The organism is Streptomyces sp. CA-135486 (assembly GCF_050936555.1).
Taxonomy (GTDB): Bacteria; Actinomycetota; Actinomycetes; order Streptomycetales; family Streptomycetaceae; genus Streptomyces.
This window is the reverse complement of the sequence record NZ_JBNJMM010000001.1, coordinates 2,011,309-2,027,587: the sequence shown is the minus strand read 5'-3', so window position 1 is coordinate 2,027,587 and position 16,279 is coordinate 2,011,309. Positions and strand designations below refer to the sequence as shown.

Below are 16,279 nucleotides of genomic sequence, written 5' to 3'. Positions count from 1 at the left end.
GGGGGTGCCCCCGGCGCAGCCAGGGGGAGTAGCCCCATCTCCGCCCGCTCGGCGCGGAGGTGCAGACATCGCCGTCGTCTGCGGCCCGGCTGCCTCGCGTGCGTCGCTCACACGTCCTCCCGGATGCGCTGCGCTCCCCTGAGCCGCGCGGGCGCCGCACGGCGGTTGTGGGCGACCTCTTCCTCGGTCGGCAGCTCCGCGCCGCGGGTCAGCAGCTTGAGCCGCGGCTGGTACTCCTCGGGCACCACCGGCAGGCCGGGCGGCGCTGTATTGGCCGCGCCGGCCGCGAAAACCTGCTTGACCAGCCGGTCCTCGAGGGAGTGGTACGAAAGGACGGCGATGCGGCCGCCGACGGCGAGCGCCTGGACCGCCGCCGGGATCGCCTGCTCCAGGACGGTGAGCTCGCCGTTCACCTCGATGCGCAGGGCCTGGAAGGTGCGCTTGGCCGGGTTGCCGCCGGTGCGCTTGGCGGCCTGCGGCAGCGCGTCGCGGATCAGCTCGACCAGCCGGGCGCTGTTGGTGAAGGGCTCCTTCTCGCGCTCCCGTACGACCGCCGAGACGATCCGCTTGGCCTGCTTCTCCTCGCCGTACGTACGCAGGATCCGCACCAGCTCGCCCGGCGGGTAGGTGTTGAGGACCTCGGCCGCGCTGACGCCCGTCGTCTGGTCCATGCGCATGTCGAGGGGGGCGTCCTGGGCGTAGGCGAATCCGCGCTCGGCCTCGTCGAGCTGCATGGAGGAGACGCCGAGGTCGAACAGGATGCCCTGGACGCGCGGGATCTTCAGCCGCTCGAGGACCTCGGGCAGCTCGTCGTACACGGCGTGCACCAGGGTGGCGCGGTCGCCGAAGGGGGCGAGCCGTTCGCCGGAGAGCCGCAGCGCTTCCTTGTCCCGGTCCAGCGCGATCAGGCGGGCCTCGGGGAACTGCGTGAGCAGGGCCTCGCTGTGTCCGCCGAGGCCGAGGGTGCAGTCGACGACGACCGCTCCGGGCTGCTCCAGGGCCGGTGCCAACAGGTCCAGGCACCGCTGGAGCATTACCGGGACGTGACGGGTCTCGCTCATGCGCGCCCCTCGCAGAGCTCGGGGCGACATTCGCCAGGCGCACGGCTTCCAGTGATTCGCTCGCTGCGCTCGCTCATGCGCCCTCTCAGATCCGGAGCGGGCGTACGTACTGCCGGGTCCCCGCCCGCTCAGAAGAGTCGTACGTACGCCGCACACGCGGGGAATTACGTCAAAATTGCAGTATGTGCAGGATGTGTCCCTGAACTTCGCGTCACTTTAGTCCACCGGCCCTCCCGGTCAATCAACCGGCCGCTGCGTGGCGCGGGGCGGGTGGGAGAGATGTCGCGCGAGAGGAGAGTTCACTCGTAAGGAGGTGGCCGCTTCACTCCTGTGGGTTAGCTCACAACAAGGCTCATTGATGTTCTTTGTCCCGTCTCACAGCAGGCCTCGGTCGCGTGTGCCCATTACCGTCGTCACCATGTCGACTTCTGCACACCACCCTGCTGACGCAGCCCGCTCCGGCGGTTCGGTCACCGACCGTCTTGTCGAGGCGAACCTGCGCTACGCCGCCGGCTTCCAGGACCCGGGGATGGACGCGCGACCAGTGCTCGGCGTGGCCGTGGTCGCCTGCATGGACGCCCGCCTCGACCTGCACGACGCGCTCGGCCTCGAACTGGGCGACTGCCACACCATCCGCAACGCGGGCGGCGTGGTCACGGACGATGTGATCCGCTCGCTGACCATCAGCCAGCGCGCGCTCGGCACACGCAGCGTCATACTCATCCACCACACCAACTGCGGCCTGGAGTCCCTGACCGAGGACTTCCGGCACGAGCTGGAGGACGAGGTGGGGCAGCGTCCGTCATGGGCGGTGGAGGCGTTCCGGGACGTTGATCAGGACGTACGGCAGTCGATGCAGCGGGTGCGTACCTCGCCGTTCCTGCCGCACACCGACGACGTACGCGGCTTCGTCTTCGATGTGACACAGGGTCTGCTGCGGGAGATCGATCCCTCGGTGTGACCGACCGGACACCTCAGAAAACACGGCAAAGCCTCCATATCCGACCCCTTTATCCACAGGCGAGTGACACAACGCGGTAACGCCAACAAGAATGCGTGTGTGGCACCTTCCGGAAGCTTCCGGAGAGTGTGTGTGAGTTGGGGTGGGCCGGGCCGTCTGACGAGCCCGGCCCGTAGAACGGGCCGAGGAGGGCCGGGTGACGACCTATGACGATCGAGCGAGCCTCACAGATCTGACCACCACAGCGGAGCGGGTCCGCAGGTCGGTGGAGGGTGTGATCGAGGGCAAGCCTGAGGTCGTACGGCTTTCGCTTACTGTGCTGCTCGCCGAGGGGCATCTGCTCATCGAAGATGTGCCGGGCGTGGGCAAGACGATGCTGGCGAAGGCGCTGGCGCGGTCCATCGACTGTTCGGTGCGGCGTATCCAGTTCACGCCGGATCTGCTGCCGTCCGACATCACCGGTGTGTCGATCTTCGACCAGCAGCAGCGTGACTTCGAGTTCAAACCGGGCGCGATCTTCGCCCAGATCGTGATCGGCGACGAGATCAACCGCGCATCGCCGAAGACGCAGTCGGCGCTGCTGGAGTCGATGGAGGAGCGCCAGGTCACCATCGACGGGCAGACCTATGAACTGCCCAGCCCCTTCATGGTGGTGGCCACCCAGAACCCGGTGGAGATGGAGGGCACCTACCCGCTGCCCGAGGCGCAGCGCGACCGCTTCATGGCGCGGGTGTCGATCGGCTACCCCAGCGCGGACGCCGAGCTGCAGATGCTCGATGTGCACGGCGGCGTCTCGCCACTGGACGATCTGCAGCCGGTGGCGCACGCCCACGACATCGTGAAGCTCATCGACGCGGTGCGTACGGTCCATGTCGCCGAATCCGTACGGCGGTATGCGGTGGAGCTGGTGGCGGCCACCCGCAGCCACCCCGATCTCAGACTCGGCGCGTCGCCACGCGCCACGCTGCATCTGCTGCGGGCCGCGAAGGCCACCGCCGCGCTCAGCGGCCGTGACTACGCCCTGCCGGACGACGTCCAGTCGCTGGCGGTGCAGGTGCTCGCGCACCGGCTGCTGCCCACCGCGCAGGCCCAGTTGAACCGGCGTACGGCCGAGCAGGTCGTGCTGGAGATCATGCAGCGCACCCCGGTGCCCACGGCCAACGGCTCGGAGACCAGCTATGTCCCGGGCCGGCCGGCGCAGCCGCCGCTCTACGGCCAGCAGCCCGGCGCCCGGCGGCTGTGATGTCGTCCGGGGCGCCCGCCGCCGCGGAAGGCAAGGAGGGCGGAGTGCGGGCGGCCCTGGGCGGGCTGACCACCCGCGGCCGTTCCTTCCTCGCGGCCGGCGTGGCGGCGATGGTGTGCGCGTACGTCCTCGGGCAGAGCGACCTGCTGCGGGTCGGTCTGCTGCTCGCCGTGCTGCCGCTGGTCTGTGTGGCCATGCTGTACCGCACCCGCTACCGGGTCGCGGGCAGCCGGCGGCTCTCCCCGTCGCGGGTGCCCGCCGGTGCCGAGGCACGGGTGCACCTGCGGATGGACAACGTCTCGCGGCTGCCCACCGGGCTGCTGATGCTCCAGGACCATGTGCCGTATGTGCTGGGGCCGCGGCCCCGGTTCGTGCTGGACCGGGTGGAGGCGGGCGGCCGGCGCGAGGTCTCGTACCGGGTGCGCTCGGATCTGCGCGGGCGCTATCCGCTGGGGCCGCTGCAGCTGCGGCTGAGCGACCCGTTCGGGATGTGCGAGCTGACCCGCTCCTTCAGCGCCTACGACACCCTCACCGTCATTCCGCGGACGGAGGCACTGCCTGCGGTGCGGCTCGCGGGTGAGGCCGCGGGGTACGGCGACGGGCGCCAGCGCTCGCTGGCGCTGGCCGGCGACGACGACGTGATCCCGCGCAACTACCGCCACGGCGACGATCTGCGCCGGGTGCACTGGCGCTCCACCGCGCGCTACGGCGAGCTGATGGTGCGCCGCGAGGAGCAGCCGCAGCGGGCCAGATGCACGGTGCTGCTCGACACCCGGCGCACCGCCTATCAGGGTGCGGGTCCCGACTCCGCCTTCGAGTGGGCCGTGTCCGGCGCCGCCTCGGCCCTGGTGCACATGCTGGAACGAGGCTTCGCGGTCCGGCTGTTGACCGATACGGGAAACTCGGTGCCCGGTGAGGGCGCCGACGGCTTCGCCGGGTCGACCCAGGAGTCCGCGGACTCCGCGGGACTGATGATGGACACGCTCGCGGTCGTCGACCACTCCGACGGCACCGGGCTCTCGCCCTCGTACGACGTGCTGCGCGGCGGGAGCGAAGGGCTGCTGGTCGCCTTCTTCGGCGATCTGGACGAAGAGCAGGCGGCCCTGGCGGGACGCATGCGCCAGCGCAGCGGCGCCGCTGTCGCCTTCGTCCTGGACAGCGGGGCCTGGGTGACGGGCGGCGCGACGGCCGGGGCCGTCGACGACCGGCTGAGGCTGCTGCGCGAGGCGGGCTGGACCGCCCTGGCCGTGCCGCCGGGGGCTGCGCTCCCCGAGCTGTGGCAGCAGGCCGGCCGGCAGCGCACCGAGGCCTCCGGCAGCGGTACGAACGGTTTCTCTGGGGGTTGGTCATGAGCGGTCGCGGGAGGCTGGCGCTCTGTGCCTATGCCGCCACGCTGATGGCGGCGGGCGCGATGCTGCCGCTGGTCGATCCGCCCACCTGGATGGTGCAGGCGGCGTTCCTGCTGGCGATCCAGAGCGGCGTGGGCGCACTGACCCGGCGGGTGCCCCTGGCCCGCCCGCTGACGGTGGCGGTGCAGGCCCTTGTCATGCTGCTGCTGCTCACCGTGGTCTTCGCCCGGGGCCAGGCGATTCTCGGCGTGCTGCCGGGACCCGATGTGTTCCAGCAGTTCGGCCACCTGCTGAACGCCGGCGGCGAGGACGTCGGGCGGTACGCGATCCCGGCGCCGGCGACCGACGGCATCCGGCTGATGGTGATCGGCGGCGTGCTGCTGATAGGCCTTGCGGTGGACGCCCTCGCGGTGACGTTCCGCAGCTCGGCCCCGGCGGGGCTGCCGCTGCTTGCGCTGTACTCGGTCGCCGCGGGCCTGGCGGGCGGCGGCGCCAGCTGGCTGTGGTTCCTGCTGGCGGCCACCGGATATCTGGTGCTTCTGCTGGCCGAGGGCCGCGACCGGCTCTCCCAGTGGGGCCGGGTCTTCGGCGGGGCCCCGCCCGGGCCCGGGCGCTGGGTCCCCGCGGCGGGCGGCAATCCCACCGCTCCGGTCCGCACCGGCCGCCGGATCGGCGCGCTCGCCCTCGGTGTCGCGCTGGTGGTCCCGGCGGCGCTGCCTGCGCTGGACGGCGGGCTGCTGGGCAGCACCGGCAGCGGCGACGGCCCGGGACAGGGCGGCGGCACCATCTCCGCGGTGAATCCGCTGGTCTCGCTGCAGGACAGCCTGAACCAGCCCGAGAACCGCGAGGTCATCAGGTACCGCACGAATGCGACGGACACCAAGGACCTCTATCTGCGGATCGTCGCGCTGGACGAGTTCGACGGGACGGCGTGGAAGTCCTCGGAGCGCAAGGTCAAGGACGTGCCGGACCGGCTTCCGCAGCCGGACGGACTGAGTTCGGCCGTCGGCGTCACCGAGATCAAGACGAACCTCTCCGCCGCGGGCTCGTACAAGCAGAGCTGGCTGCCGCTCCCCTACCCGGCGACGAAGGTACGGATCGACGGGCGCTGGCGCTTCGAGCCCACCGGGCGGACCCTGGTCGGCGACCGCGGTCAGAACACCCGTGGCGCGCAGTACTCCGTCACCAGCCTGCTGGTGAAGCCGACGGCGGCTCAGCTGGCCTCGTCGCCTGTCGCGCCCGCGAAGCTGCTGCGCGAGTACACCAAGGTGCCCGACGGGCTGCCCGACGTGGTCCGGGAGACCGCGAAGGATGTGACCAAGGGCGCCACCAACGACTACGAGCGGGCGGTCAAGCTCCAGGACTGGTTCGCCGTCGACGGCGGCTTCCGGTACGACACCCAGGTGGCGTCCGGTACGGGCGTCGAGGCGATCAGCCGGTTCCTGAAGCAGAAGGAAGGCTTCTGCGTCCACTTCTCGTTCTCGATGGCCGCGATGGCCCGGACACTGGGCATACCGGCGCGGGTCGCGGTGGGCTTCACGCCCGGCTCCCCGCGCCCGGACGGCACGATGTCGGTCGGTCTGCGCGAGGCGCACGCCTGGCCCGAGCTGTACTTCGAGGGCGTGGGCTGGACCCGGTTCGAGCCGACCCCGAGCCGGGGCTCCGCGCCGGACTACACCCGGCCCGAGACGCCGAGCGGCAGTCCGAGCGACCCGGCAAAGCCGTCGGCCACCACGTCGGCGGGGCCAACCACCGTGCCTTCCGCCTCGGACAGCTGCCCGCCGCAGGCGAAGCGGCTCGGCGACTGCGGCGCGGCCGCCCCGCAGGAGATCCTGCCGCCCACCGACCCGGGCACCTCGCTGGGGACCGTGCTGGGCGTGATCCTGATCGTGCTGGCGGTGGTGCTCGTACCGCTGCTGCCGATGCTGTGGCGGATCAGGGTGCGGGCCGGGCACCTCGGCTCCGGCGGGCGCACGCCCGAGGACGCCTCGGCCCGGACGCTGGCGGCCTGGCAGGAGATCGCCGACACGGCCTGGGACCACGGCATCCTGCCCGACGACTCGCAGACGCCGCGCAAGGCGGCTGCCCGCATCGTCCGGCTGGGACGTCTTGAAGGCGAGCCGGCCGACGCGGTGCACCGGGTGGCCCATGCGGTGGAGCAGGTGCTGTACGCGCCGGTGCCCCGGCCGGGTACGGGGCTGGCTGACGACGTCGGGCAGATCCGGCTCGGGCTCGGTGCCGGCGTGAGCCGTTGGACGCAGCTGCGGGCACTGCTCGCGCCCCGCTCAACCGTCCGGGTGGTGTGGGCCATGTCCGCGCGCTGGGCGACGGTCACGGACCGCTGGGGCGTGCACCGCCTGCGGCTGGACCGGTGGTCGCAGATCCTGCGCCGCCCGTCCCGGCAGCGAGGCTGATACGAAGGCTGAAACGGGGTGAGGGGCCGACGCGATTGCGTCGGCCCCTCACCCGTTGAAGCCTGTCACCCGTAGAGCCTGTGGAGGCGGTGAAGCAAGAAGTTCAGTTGCCGTGCTCGTCGCGGCGGCGCTGCCACCGCTGCTCGATCCGGTCCATCAACGACCTGCGCTGACGAGGATGGCGACGCGAGGTCGCTGCCGCATCCCCGAGGGCCTGTTGCTCACCCGGCTTGGGCGCCTTGCGCCATCCGGTGACCGCGAGTACCGCACAGCCGAGCATGACGAGGAATCCCACCACGCTGATCCAGATCTGCTGCGCGACCATTCCGGCCATGAGGAGCGCGATACCCACCAGGAAGCCGACGACTGCCTGGTAGACCCGTCGCCGGGTGTACGTACGCAGCCCGCTTCCCTCAAGCGCTGTAGCGAACTTGGGATCTTCGGCGTACAGCGCTCGCTCCATCTGCTCGAGCATTCGCTGCTCGTGCTCCGAGAGCGGCACGGAGTCCTCCTAGTCGTCGGTCGCGGGGGCGACCGGTATGCGGCCCTTTCAGGATAGGCAGGGAATCGCCCCCGTGAAACCCGCCCTCTACGCCAATTCGCCAGTCCGGGCCGCCACGGCGGCTTTGGCTGCTGAGGCGTAGATTCCCCAACGGCCATTCCGTCATGCCGGATGGTGTCCCCCGATCATACGGGGCGAAGGCCACGATCGGGGGGTCTGTGGCGTACTCCATGTGCGGCTGCGCCGCTGATCAGCCGCGCTTCTCGCCCAGTACATGCAGCTGGGTGGCGACGGAGTGGAAGGCGGGCAGCTCGGCGGCCGCGGCCTCCAGCTTGAGCAGCGCGTCCAGGGCGCCGGGCTCGGTGTCCACCAGGACGCCGGGGACGAGGTCGGCGAAGACCCTGACACCGTGTACGGCGCCCACGTCGACGCCCGCGTCGGCCAGCAGCTCGGTCAGCTGCTCGGCGGTGAAGCGCCGGGGCACCGGGTCACCGTCGCCCCAGCGGCCTGACGGGTCGTTCAGCGCATGCCGGGCTTCGGTGAAGTGCCCTGCCAGCGCCCTGGCGAGGACGGCTCCGCCGAGCCCGGCGGCGAGCAGACTGATGGCACCGGACGGACGCAGCGCGTCCACGGCATTGCGCACGCCCTCGGCCGGGTCGTCCACATACTCCAGGACTCCATGACACAGCACCGCGTCGTACCCACCGCGCTCGACGACGTCGAAGAGACCGTGGATGTCCCCCTGGACCCCGCGGACCCGGTCGGCCACTGTGGCCTCGGCGGCCCGGCGCTCCAGCGCGAAGAGCGCGTTGGGGCTGGGGTCGACGACGGTGACCCGGTGCCCGAGCTTGGCCGCGGGCACCGCGAAGTTGCCGGAGCCGCCGCCGGTGTCGAGGATGTCCAGGGCGTCCGACCCGGTCGCCTTGACCCGGCGGTCGAGGGCGTCCTTGAGGACCTCCCAGACCACGGCGGTACGGAGGGAGGCGCGGGGGCGCATCGGGTCCGACACGGCAGTTGACTCCTCGGACGGTGCCGCCCCGGTCCCGGGGCGTGAACGGGGTGGACGGTCGCTCGAGTGCGGATCGAGTGAACGGTGAATACGCAGCCCACCCTATTGCCTCCACCGGGCATCCCGGCCCCGCAGGCCCTGTCCGGCCGATCTTGCCGGACAGGGCCTGCTCTCACCCGGCGGCGTCCCCCGTCTCCGGCTGCTCGGCGCGCGGCCGCGGCAGCGCCGGCTGGAGCACCAGCATCCGCTCCACCAGGCGCAGGAACATGGCCGCGTCGCGCAGCAGGTCGTCGGCGTCGCGGCTGCTCGCCGCGCCCTGTATGCCGGCCTCCGCGCGGGCCCTGCGGCGGGCGCCCGAGGCGAACAGGGCGCTCCACTCGGTCAGCTCTGGCGCTGTCTCGGGCAGGACTTCCCAGGCACTTCGGATGCGCTGCCTGCGGCGCTCACTGGTCTCCGGCCGGCCGCGGGCCGCGAGCACCGCGGCCGCCGTGCGCAGGGCGGCCAGATGGGCCGTGGCATACCGCTCGTTGGGCGTATCGAGAGTGGCGGCCTCGTCGAGACCCGTGCGGGCCTGGGCGAGCAGGTCGAGGGCGGCGGGCAGTGCCGAGGACCGCCGCAGGACGGGATGCACGTCGCTCGCCGGTCCGGTCAGTGAGGGGGCAGGGCCGGTGGCGCGGCGCCGGTGTGCGGCTGCCACGTAGGAGCTGGCCATGACGAACCTCCTGTCGTCGTGTGACGGCGCTGTGGCCGTATGTGTCCATCGTGAGGGGCACCACTGACAATCGGCTCTGACCTGCTGCTTTCTCTGTGGAGATAGTGCTTGCCCTGTGGAGACGGCTTCCCCGGCAGGGCTGGTTGTGCGGGGGCCGGCGGCTAAGGTGAGGTGAGAAGTACGCGCGATCCCCCGGAGCGGTCATGCGCGGCCATCGCCCCGACCCTGCCGAGAGTGGGCAGCAACTCCTGCTCACCCTCGGGCAACTCGTCGACCAGGCCCTGGAGCGGACCAAGCTGCAGCGGGCCCGCGTCGAGCTGGCCATGGCCCTGCAGCGCCATATGCTGCCGCCCGAGCTGCCGGAGCTGCCCGGCCTGCATGTCGCCGCCCGATACTCGCCCTCACGGGACGGTCTTGACGTGGGCGGCGACTGGTACGACGCCTTCGTGATGATGGACGGGTCGCTCGGGCTCACGATCGGCGATGTGCAGGGCCACGATGTCGAGGCCATCGCGTTCATGGGCCAGGTCCGCACCAGCCTGCGGGCCCTCGCCGAGGGGACGAGCGATCCGAAAGAGGTGCTCGGCCGCACCAACGACCTGCTGATCTCGATGGGCTTCGGCCTCTTCGCGACCTGCTGCTTCCTCCGTTTCGACCCGGCCGGCCGCGATCTCACCGTGTCCCGGGCCGGCCATGTCCCGATGGTCTGGGCCACCGCGGGCGGCCGCTCCGGCATCGCCCTCGACAGCGGCGGCCTGCCCCTGGGTGTCGCGCAGGGCGAGCGCTATCCGGTGACCCACCGACGGCTGACGGAGGCAGGGGTCCTCGTCCTGCTCACCGACGGCGTCGTCGAGGGCCCGACCTACCCGATGGAGGCCGGTCTGGCCGAGGTGCACCGGCTGGCCCGCACGGGATTCGACGCCGACCCCGACGTGCTGGCCTCGGCCGTCATCAAGGTCGCCGAGCGGACCGGTCACCGTGACGATGCCGCCGTCCTCGTCGTCCGTTACGACGGCCCGCCGGTGGCCACGTAACTGCGCAGCACACCGTGCCCGCGTACGGGCGGCCTGCCGGTGTCCACGTCACCACGCCGCCCGCCCGTGCCCGGACAGCCGATCTCGCCGCCCCGGTCGCAGCAGACCCATCGGGAGCGCAGACTGCTGTGGTGCGCACTGCGGAGATCGGCCGTTACGGGACTCCTGCCCTGCAGATCCTCGTTGTCGCCGCCCTCTATTACGGGGCCGCCCGACTCGGGCTTCTTCAACAGCTGGTACGCGGTCAGGTCACGCCGCTGTGGCCGCCGACCGGGGTCGCCCTGGCCAGCCTGCTCGTCCTCGGTCTGCGGATCTGGCCGGGCATCGCGCTCGGCGCCTTCCTGGTCAATGTGTCCATCGGCCCTTCGGCACCCGCCGTGCTGGCCATCGTCGCCGGCAACACCGTGGCCCCGGTCTGCGCGTACCTGTTGCTGCGTCGGGCGCAGTTCCGCAACGAACTGGACCGGCTGCGGGACGTACTGGCACTGGTCTTCCTCGGTGCCCTGGCCGGAATGCTGATCAGCTCGACCGTGGGCAGCGGCGTGCTGGTGCTTGCCGGGGCACTGGAGGCGAGCGACTTCTGGCCGACGTGGTCGGTGTGGTGGACCGGTGACGCGATGGGGGTCCTCGTCGTCACTCCGTTCCTGCTCGTCCTGCGCCGGGCCCGGTGGCCGCGGGATGCCGGGATCGGCCGCTGGATCGAAGCGGTGGCGCTGCTGCTGGGCTCGCTCCTCGTGACGATTCTGGCGACCAGCACCGGCAGTTCGGCCCTGCTCTTCATGGTCTTTCCGTTCCTGATCTGGGCCGCGTTCCGCTTCCAGCTGGCCGGTGCCGCGCCGTGTGCGCTGGGGGTGTCGACGCTGGCGATCCTCGCCGCGGCCCGGGAGTCAGGTCCGTTCGCCGGTCACGACCTGTTCGCCAACATGGTCACTCTGCAGGCCTTCAACGGCGCCACGGCGCTGACGGCCCTGCTGCTCGCGGCGGTCATCACCGAGCGGAACGAGACCCATGAGGAGATCAAACGGGTCTGCGCACGGCTCGCCGAGATGGTGGCCGATATGGAGCCGCGCCTGGAGTCGTACGACGTCCCCTCGGCCGAGGACGAGGAAAGTGACGCCCGGAACCGCGGCGTGCAAGGCCGCGACAGGCAGGGCCACGGACCGGATCTCGATCGCTGACCCACCGCCTTTTGCTTCGGACAGAGATTCGGAGTACTTTTTGAACTGACCAGTCAGTTCAAAAAGTAGGGGGGAACGTGGGCAGCTCTGTCAGCCCCGACGGCAGCCACGGGGCGGCCGTCACCGCCGAGAACTTCGGTTTCAAGGGCCCGCGCGGCTGGACGTTCCGCTCGGTGAGCATCAAGGCGGAACCCGGCTCGCTCATCGCGATCGAGGGTCCCTCCGGCTCCGGCCGGACCTGCCTGCTGCTCGCGCTCACCGGCCGGATGCGCGCCACCGAGGGCCATGCCGAGATCGGTGGTCTGCCGCTGCCGCGCAAGATGGCCGCGGTACGCCGGATCAGCGCGCTCGGCCCGGTGACGAGCGTCAGCGAGCTAGATCCGGCGCTGACCGTCGCCGAGCATCTGCGTGAACGGGCCCTGCTGCAACGCCACTTCGACGGCTCGCTGCGCGCTCTGCTGCGACCCCGGGCCGAGCGCGCAGCCGCGACCCGCGGCCGTATCGACGAGGCGCTGGAGGCGGCGGGGCTGGACCTGGCCGCGCTCCCCAAGGCGGAGCGCACGGCCGTACGCGATCTGGAGCGGCTGGAGGCACTGCGCCTGTCCGTCGCCCTCGCGCTGATCGGCCGGCCGCGTCTGCTCGCCGTCGACGACGCCGACCTCAAGCTCTCCGACACGGACCGGGCCGACGCCTGGAAGCTGCTGCGCTCGATCGCCGAGTCGGGCACGACGGTGCTCGCCGTGTGCAGCCAGGCGCCCGAAGGCACGACGGCGGTCCGCACGGTCGCCGCCACACCCACCCCCGCCGGCCCCGCCGCTCCGAAGAGCGAAGCCGCGCCCGACGCCACCCCTGGCGCCGCGCCCGCCCACACAACTGAAGCCACGCCTGGCGCCGCGTCCACGGACACCGACCAGGACACCACCGAGGAGGGGACGGCCGATGCGCTCGCCGAAACTGGCCGCGCTTGAGCTGAAGCGGTTCGGCAGGGGGAAGCTGCCGCGCGCCGCACTCGTCGCGATCCTGCTGCTCCCACTGCTGTACGGCGCGCTGTACCTGTATTCCTTCTGGGATCCGTACGGACAGCTCAACCGGATCCCTGTCGCACTCGTCAACGCCGACAAGGGAGCCACCGCCGCCGGCAAGAAGATCGCGGCAGGCAACGATCTCACCAAGGGCCTGCGCGAGAGCGAGGTCTTCGAATGGCACGAGGTGAGTGCCGCCGAGGCCCGCAAGGGCGTCGAGGACGGGTCGTACTACCTGTCCCTCACCATGCCGACGGACTTCAGCAAGCGCATCGCGTCCAGCTCCGGCGACGCCCCCGAGACCGGCGCCCTTCAGGTCCGTACGAACGACGCCAACAACTACATCGTCGGGCAGATCTCGCGGACGGTCTTCTCCGAGGTGCGCACCGCCGCTTCGACCAAGACCGCCCGTTCCTTCCTCGACCGGATCTTCATCTCCTTCTCCGACATCCATGACGCGACCGAGAAGGCGGCGAAGGGCGCCGACCAGCTCAAGGGCGGGATCGGCAAGGCGAAGAAGGGCTCCAAGGACCTCGCGGACGGGCTCAAGGACGCCAAGGACGGCAGCGGCCGGCTCGCCGGCGGCCTGACCAAGCTCAACAAGGGCGCGGGCGACCTCGAGTCCGGCTCCCAGCAGGTCGCCGACGGCACCCAGGTACTGGCCGACAAGGTCAACGGGATCGCCGCCGACGTCCGTCCGTACCTCAAGGACAACGGCAAGGCGATCGGCGACACGGCCCGGCTGGTCGCCGACTCCTCCCAGGCGGTGCGCCACAACCTCGACATCCTCGTGAAGACCGCACCCGGCTCCGCGGCCCTCGCCCACAAGTCGGCCGACGAGCTGAGCGCCATCTACAAGACGCACTGCGAGGACGCGCTGCTGCCCGACCCGACCACCTGCCCCGCCCTCAAGCGCGCCAAGGTCACGGCCTCCGATGTCTCCAAGGTCGCCGACGACGTCAACGCCCTGGTGAAGAACAACAACGGCGATCTGAAGAAGCTCGACGGCCATCTCGCCGATCTGCAGAAGAAGGCGAACGACCTGGCCAAGCGGTCACCGCACCTCGACGAGGACCTGGAGTCGTCCGTCCGCAAGATCAATGAGCTCAACTCGGGCGCCAGGAAGGTCGCGCAGGGCGCGGACAAGCTGCACACCGGACTGAGCAGCGCCAAGACGGGCTCCACGGATCTCGACAGCGGTGTCGGCAAGCTCAAGAACGGCGCCAACAGCCTGGACGGCGGCATGTTCAAGCTCGCCGACGGTTCGACCGAGCTGGCCGGCGGGCTCAACAGCGGCGTCGACAAGATCCCCGACTACGACAAGAACGACCGCGACCGCCGCACCGAGGTGATGGCCGACCCGGTGAGGCTGGCCAGCCAGTCTCTGCACAAGGCACCCAACTACGGCACCGGCTTCGCCCCGTACTTCATCCCGCTGTCCCTCTGGGTGGGTTCGATGGTGGCGTACATGCTCATCCAGCCGCTGAATCGGCGCGCCCTGGCCGCCGGCGCCTCCGCCTGGCGGATCGCGGTGGCCGGCTGGCTGCCCGTCGCCGCGATCGGCCTGGTGCAGGTCGGCGCGCTGATGTCCGTACTGCACTGGGGAATTGGCCTCAAGATGACGCACGCGGCCGGGACGATCGGCTTCCTCGCCCTCGTCACCTGCTGCTTCGCGGCCATCATCCAGTGGCTGAACGCCCGCTTCGGGGCCGCGGGACGGATCCTCGTACTGGCGTTGCTGATGCTCCAGCTGACCTCGGCCGGCGGCACGTACCCCGTGGAGACCAGTCCCGGATTCTTCAACGCCATCCACCCCTTCCTCCCGATGACGTACGTGGTCGAGACTCTGCGCATTCTCATCACGGGCGGCGGGCTCGGCCCGGTCTGGCAGGCGTGCACGGTGCTGACCGCCTTCACCGCGGGCGCGCTGGCGCTCACGGCCGTCTCCGCACGGCGCAAGCAGGTGTGGACGCTCGACAGGCTGCACCCGGAGCTGAGTCTGTGAGAACGGCCGGACCTGTGAGAATCGACGCCATGGACGGCATGGACAGCACGAGCACCAGACGCCGGGCGACCCGGGCGAAGCTCTACGAGGCGGCGGTGACGCTCATCGCCGAGCAGGGGTTCTCCGCCACGACGGTGGACGAGATCGCCGAACGGGCCGGGGTCGCCAAGGGCACGGTCTACTACAACTTCAAGAGCAAGACCGAGCTCTTCGAGGAGCTGCTGCGGTTCGGCGTCGGCCTGCTCACCTCGTCGCTGCAGTCCGCCGCCGACGAGACGACGGAGCGCGGCGGCAGCAGGGTCGAGGCACTGGACGCGATGATCAGGGCCGGTCTGGGGTTCATCGACCGCTATCCGGCCTTCACCCAGCTGTACGTCGCCGAGTTGTGGCGTACCAACAGGGCCTGGCAGTCGACCCTGCTCGTGGTGCGGCAGCAGGCGGTGGCGGTCGTCGAGAACGTGCTCCGGGAAGCCGTCGAGAACGGGGAGTTGAGCGAGGAGATCGACATTCCGCTGACGGCGGCCGCGCTGGTCGGGATGGTGCTGGTGGCGGCGCTCGACTGGCAGGCCTTCCAGCCGGAGCGGTCGCTCGACGATGTGCACTCCGCCCTGTCGCGGCTGCTGCACGGCCGGGTCAGCGGCCGCTGAGGCTCGCTCGGCGCGCGCTCCGGAAGTCCCCCGACAGCGGGGGGGGCAGTGCGCCTGACGGCGCGCGGCGGACAGAAAAGTGCCGGTCCGGCGAGGCTCGATCCCCCCGAGCCTCGCCGGACCGGCGTGTTTCCCCCGTGCCCCCGTTGTCCCCCGTTTGCCCCGTTGTCCCCCGTGGGGCCGGAGAACCCGTGGTCAGTGGGTTCTCCGTCGTGCACCCCCGTTCCGTCAGGGGAGCCGCGCCGTTCCGCCGCCCCGTGTCGGCGGTACCGGCGCTGCGCCCCTTCCGTGGTCTCCACTCTTCCGTCTACGCAGGTGAGGCCCCATCCGCGCGCGTACTCATCTCGCCCACTAGGTACGGATACTCAGTCGTCCGTGCTCATCCCCACCCGCGCGGGCGGCCGACTGGTTACGATCGCGTCCGTGTCCGTACTCCCTCTCGTCTTCACGTGCGGCTGGGCCAGCGGGATCAACGCTTATGCGGTGGTTCTGCTGTTCGGCATCTTCGGTGCGACCGGCCTCACCGACGAGGTGCCCGAATCGCTTCAGCGCACCGATGTCCTGATCGTGGCCGGAGTGCTCTTCCTCTGTGAGGCGGTGGCGGACAAGATCCCGTATGCCGACTCGGTGTGGGACTCGGTGCACACCGTGATCCGGCCGGTGGCGGGCGCGGTTGTGGCGGCGCTGCTGGCCGGGGAGAACGGCTCGCTGCCGGAGCTCGCGGCCGGTGCGGTCGGCGGTTCGGCCGCGCTGATGAGCCATCTGGTCAAGGCCGGCACGAGGATGGCGGTGAACACCTCCCCCGAGCCGTTCAGCAATATCGCGCTGAGCACGGCGGAGGATCTGGGCGTCGCCGGGATCATCTCGTTCGCGGTCTTCCATCCGCTTGCGGCCGCGATCATCGCAGGGACGCTGCTTCTGCTGGGGATCGCGGTACTGGCCTTCCTCGCCGGCAGGATCCGCCGGTTCCTGCGCCGCAGGGCGCAGCGCCGCGAGGGCCGCGACTACCGGGCGCCCACCCCCAGGCGGCCGTCCGACGAGGTGGCCGACAGCCGAGCGGCCCAGCCACCCCCCTGGTGATCCGCTCGCCGGACTCCGGCTGACCCGAGCCCTGGTCACGGGACCGCCCGGACCGGTTGTCA

At 70.9% G+C, this 16,279-nt stretch carries 14 protein-coding genes; 10 read left to right on the top strand and 4 right to left on the bottom strand.

What is annotated here, in order from left to right; translation table 11 throughout:
- Positions 1-107 precede the first annotated feature (107 nt).
- On the bottom strand, positions 108-1,061 hold the full coding sequence (gene rsmH, locus ACQEVG_RS09185; RefSeq protein ID WP_432979721.1) for a 16S rRNA (cytosine(1402)-N(4))-methyltransferase RsmH: 954 nt from the start codon (positions 1,059-1,061) through the stop codon (positions 108-110).
- Positions 1,062-1,479: 418 nt separating this feature from the next.
- Between rsmH and ACQEVG_RS09180 the strand changes: the two genes are divergently transcribed.
- The 4 genes from ACQEVG_RS09180 (at position 1,480) to ACQEVG_RS09165 (ending at position 7,028) form a co-directional block, all read left to right on the top strand.
- Complete coding sequence (locus ACQEVG_RS09180) at positions 1,480-2,022, top strand: beta-class carbonic anhydrase (protein ID WP_432979718.1); 543 nt, start codon at positions 1,480-1,482, stop codon at positions 2,020-2,022.
- Between the two features lie 196 nt (positions 2,023-2,218).
- Positions 2,219-3,265, top strand: a complete 1,047-nt coding sequence (locus tag ACQEVG_RS09175) for an AAA family ATPase (RefSeq protein WP_360866293.1) — start codon at positions 2,219-2,221, stop codon at positions 3,263-3,265.
- On the top strand, positions 3,265-4,617 hold the full coding sequence (locus ACQEVG_RS09170; RefSeq protein ID WP_432979714.1) for a DUF58 domain-containing protein: 1,353 nt from the start codon (positions 3,265-3,267) through the stop codon (positions 4,615-4,617). The genes ACQEVG_RS09175 and ACQEVG_RS09170 overlap by 1 nt, the downstream gene beginning before the upstream one ends.
- The gene (locus ACQEVG_RS09165) at positions 4,614-7,028 is read left to right on the top strand and encodes a transglutaminaseTgpA domain-containing protein (protein WP_432979711.1); all 2,415 of its coding nucleotides are present in this window, start codon (positions 4,614-4,616) and stop codon (positions 7,026-7,028) included. The genes ACQEVG_RS09170 and ACQEVG_RS09165 overlap by 4 nt, the downstream gene beginning before the upstream one ends.
- A gap of 103 nt (positions 7,029-7,131) precedes the next feature.
- Here ACQEVG_RS09165 and ACQEVG_RS09160 read toward each other — a convergent pair whose 3' ends face one another.
- The 3 genes from ACQEVG_RS09160 to ACQEVG_RS09150 form a co-directional block, all read right to left on the bottom strand.
- Positions 7,132-7,530, bottom strand: a complete 399-nt coding sequence (locus tag ACQEVG_RS09160; protein WP_432979708.1) for a DUF3040 domain-containing protein — start codon at positions 7,528-7,530, stop codon at positions 7,132-7,134.
- Positions 7,531-7,780: 250 nt separating this feature from the next.
- Complete coding sequence (locus ACQEVG_RS09155; RefSeq protein ID WP_432979705.1) at positions 7,781-8,539, bottom strand: methyltransferase; 759 nt, start codon at positions 8,537-8,539, stop codon at positions 7,781-7,783.
- Between the two features lie 172 nt (positions 8,540-8,711).
- Positions 8,712-9,251, bottom strand: a complete 540-nt coding sequence (locus ACQEVG_RS09150) for an SAV_6107 family HEPN domain-containing protein (protein ID WP_432979702.1) — start codon at positions 9,249-9,251, stop codon at positions 8,712-8,714.
- Positions 9,252-9,454: 203 nt separating this feature from the next.
- Here ACQEVG_RS09150 and ACQEVG_RS09145 point away from each other — a divergent pair, with 203 nt between their 5' ends.
- The 6 genes from ACQEVG_RS09145 (at position 9,455) to ACQEVG_RS09120 (ending at position 16,217) form a co-directional block, all read left to right on the top strand.
- Positions 9,455-10,285 (top strand): PP2C family protein-serine/threonine phosphatase, encoded by an 831-nt coding sequence (locus tag ACQEVG_RS09145; RefSeq protein ID WP_432979699.1) that lies wholly within the window; start codon positions 9,455-9,457, stop codon positions 10,283-10,285.
- Positions 10,286-10,416: 131 nt separating this feature from the next.
- Positions 10,417-11,463: an MASE1 domain-containing protein gene (locus ACQEVG_RS09140; protein ID WP_432979696.1), complete on the top strand. Its 1,047-nt coding sequence runs from the start codon at positions 10,417-10,419 to the stop codon at positions 11,461-11,463.
- 77 nt (positions 11,464-11,540) lie between these two features.
- Positions 11,541-12,431: an ATP-binding cassette domain-containing protein gene (locus ACQEVG_RS09135; RefSeq protein WP_432979693.1), complete on the top strand. Its 891-nt coding sequence runs from the start codon at positions 11,541-11,543 to the stop codon at positions 12,429-12,431.
- Positions 12,403-14,490: a YhgE/Pip family protein gene (locus tag ACQEVG_RS09130; RefSeq protein ID WP_432979690.1), complete on the top strand. Its 2,088-nt coding sequence runs from the start codon at positions 12,403-12,405 to the stop codon at positions 14,488-14,490. The genes ACQEVG_RS09135 and ACQEVG_RS09130 overlap by 29 nt, the downstream gene beginning before the upstream one ends.
- Before the next feature lie 38 nt (positions 14,491-14,528).
- Positions 14,529-15,137, top strand: coding sequence for a TetR/AcrR family transcriptional regulator (locus ACQEVG_RS09125; protein ID WP_404725919.1), 609 nt, complete (start codon positions 14,529-14,531; stop codon positions 15,135-15,137).
- A 423-nt stretch (positions 15,138-15,560) separates the two neighbouring features.
- Positions 15,561-16,217 carry a DUF4126 domain-containing protein gene (locus tag ACQEVG_RS09120; RefSeq protein WP_432979686.1) on the top strand — a complete coding sequence of 219 codons (657 nt, stop codon included), beginning with the start codon at positions 15,561-15,563 and terminating at the stop codon, positions 16,215-16,217.
- Positions 16,218-16,279 lie beyond the last annotated feature (62 nt).

What these genes read in the sequence shown, in the direction of transcription:
- ACQEVG_RS09150 (WP_432979702.1), bottom strand. Translation starts at nt 9,251, where the DNA reads ATGGCCAGCTCCTACGTGGCAGCCGCACACCGGCGCCGCGCCACCGGC.
- ACQEVG_RS09165 (WP_432979711.1), top strand. Translation starts at nt 4,614, where the DNA reads ATGAGCGGTCGCGGGAGGCTGGCGCTCTGTGCCTATGCCGCCACGCTG.
- rsmH (WP_432979721.1), bottom strand. Translation starts at nt 1,061, where the DNA reads ATGAGCGAGACCCGTCACGTCCCGGTAATGCTCCAGCGGTGCCTGGAC.
- ACQEVG_RS09130 (WP_432979690.1), top strand. Translation starts at nt 12,403, where the DNA reads ATGCGCTCGCCGAAACTGGCCGCGCTTGAGCTGAAGCGGTTCGGCAGG.
- ACQEVG_RS09170 (WP_432979714.1), top strand. Translation starts at nt 3,265, where the DNA reads ATGTCGTCCGGGGCGCCCGCCGCCGCGGAAGGCAAGGAGGGCGGAGTG.
- ACQEVG_RS09180 (WP_432979718.1), top strand. Translation starts at nt 1,480, where the DNA reads ATGTCGACTTCTGCACACCACCCTGCTGACGCAGCCCGCTCCGGCGGT.
- ACQEVG_RS09145 (WP_432979699.1), top strand. Translation starts at nt 9,455, where the DNA reads ATGCGCGGCCATCGCCCCGACCCTGCCGAGAGTGGGCAGCAACTCCTG.
- ACQEVG_RS09125 (WP_404725919.1), top strand. Translation starts at nt 14,529, where the DNA reads ATGGACAGCACGAGCACCAGACGCCGGGCGACCCGGGCGAAGCTCTAC.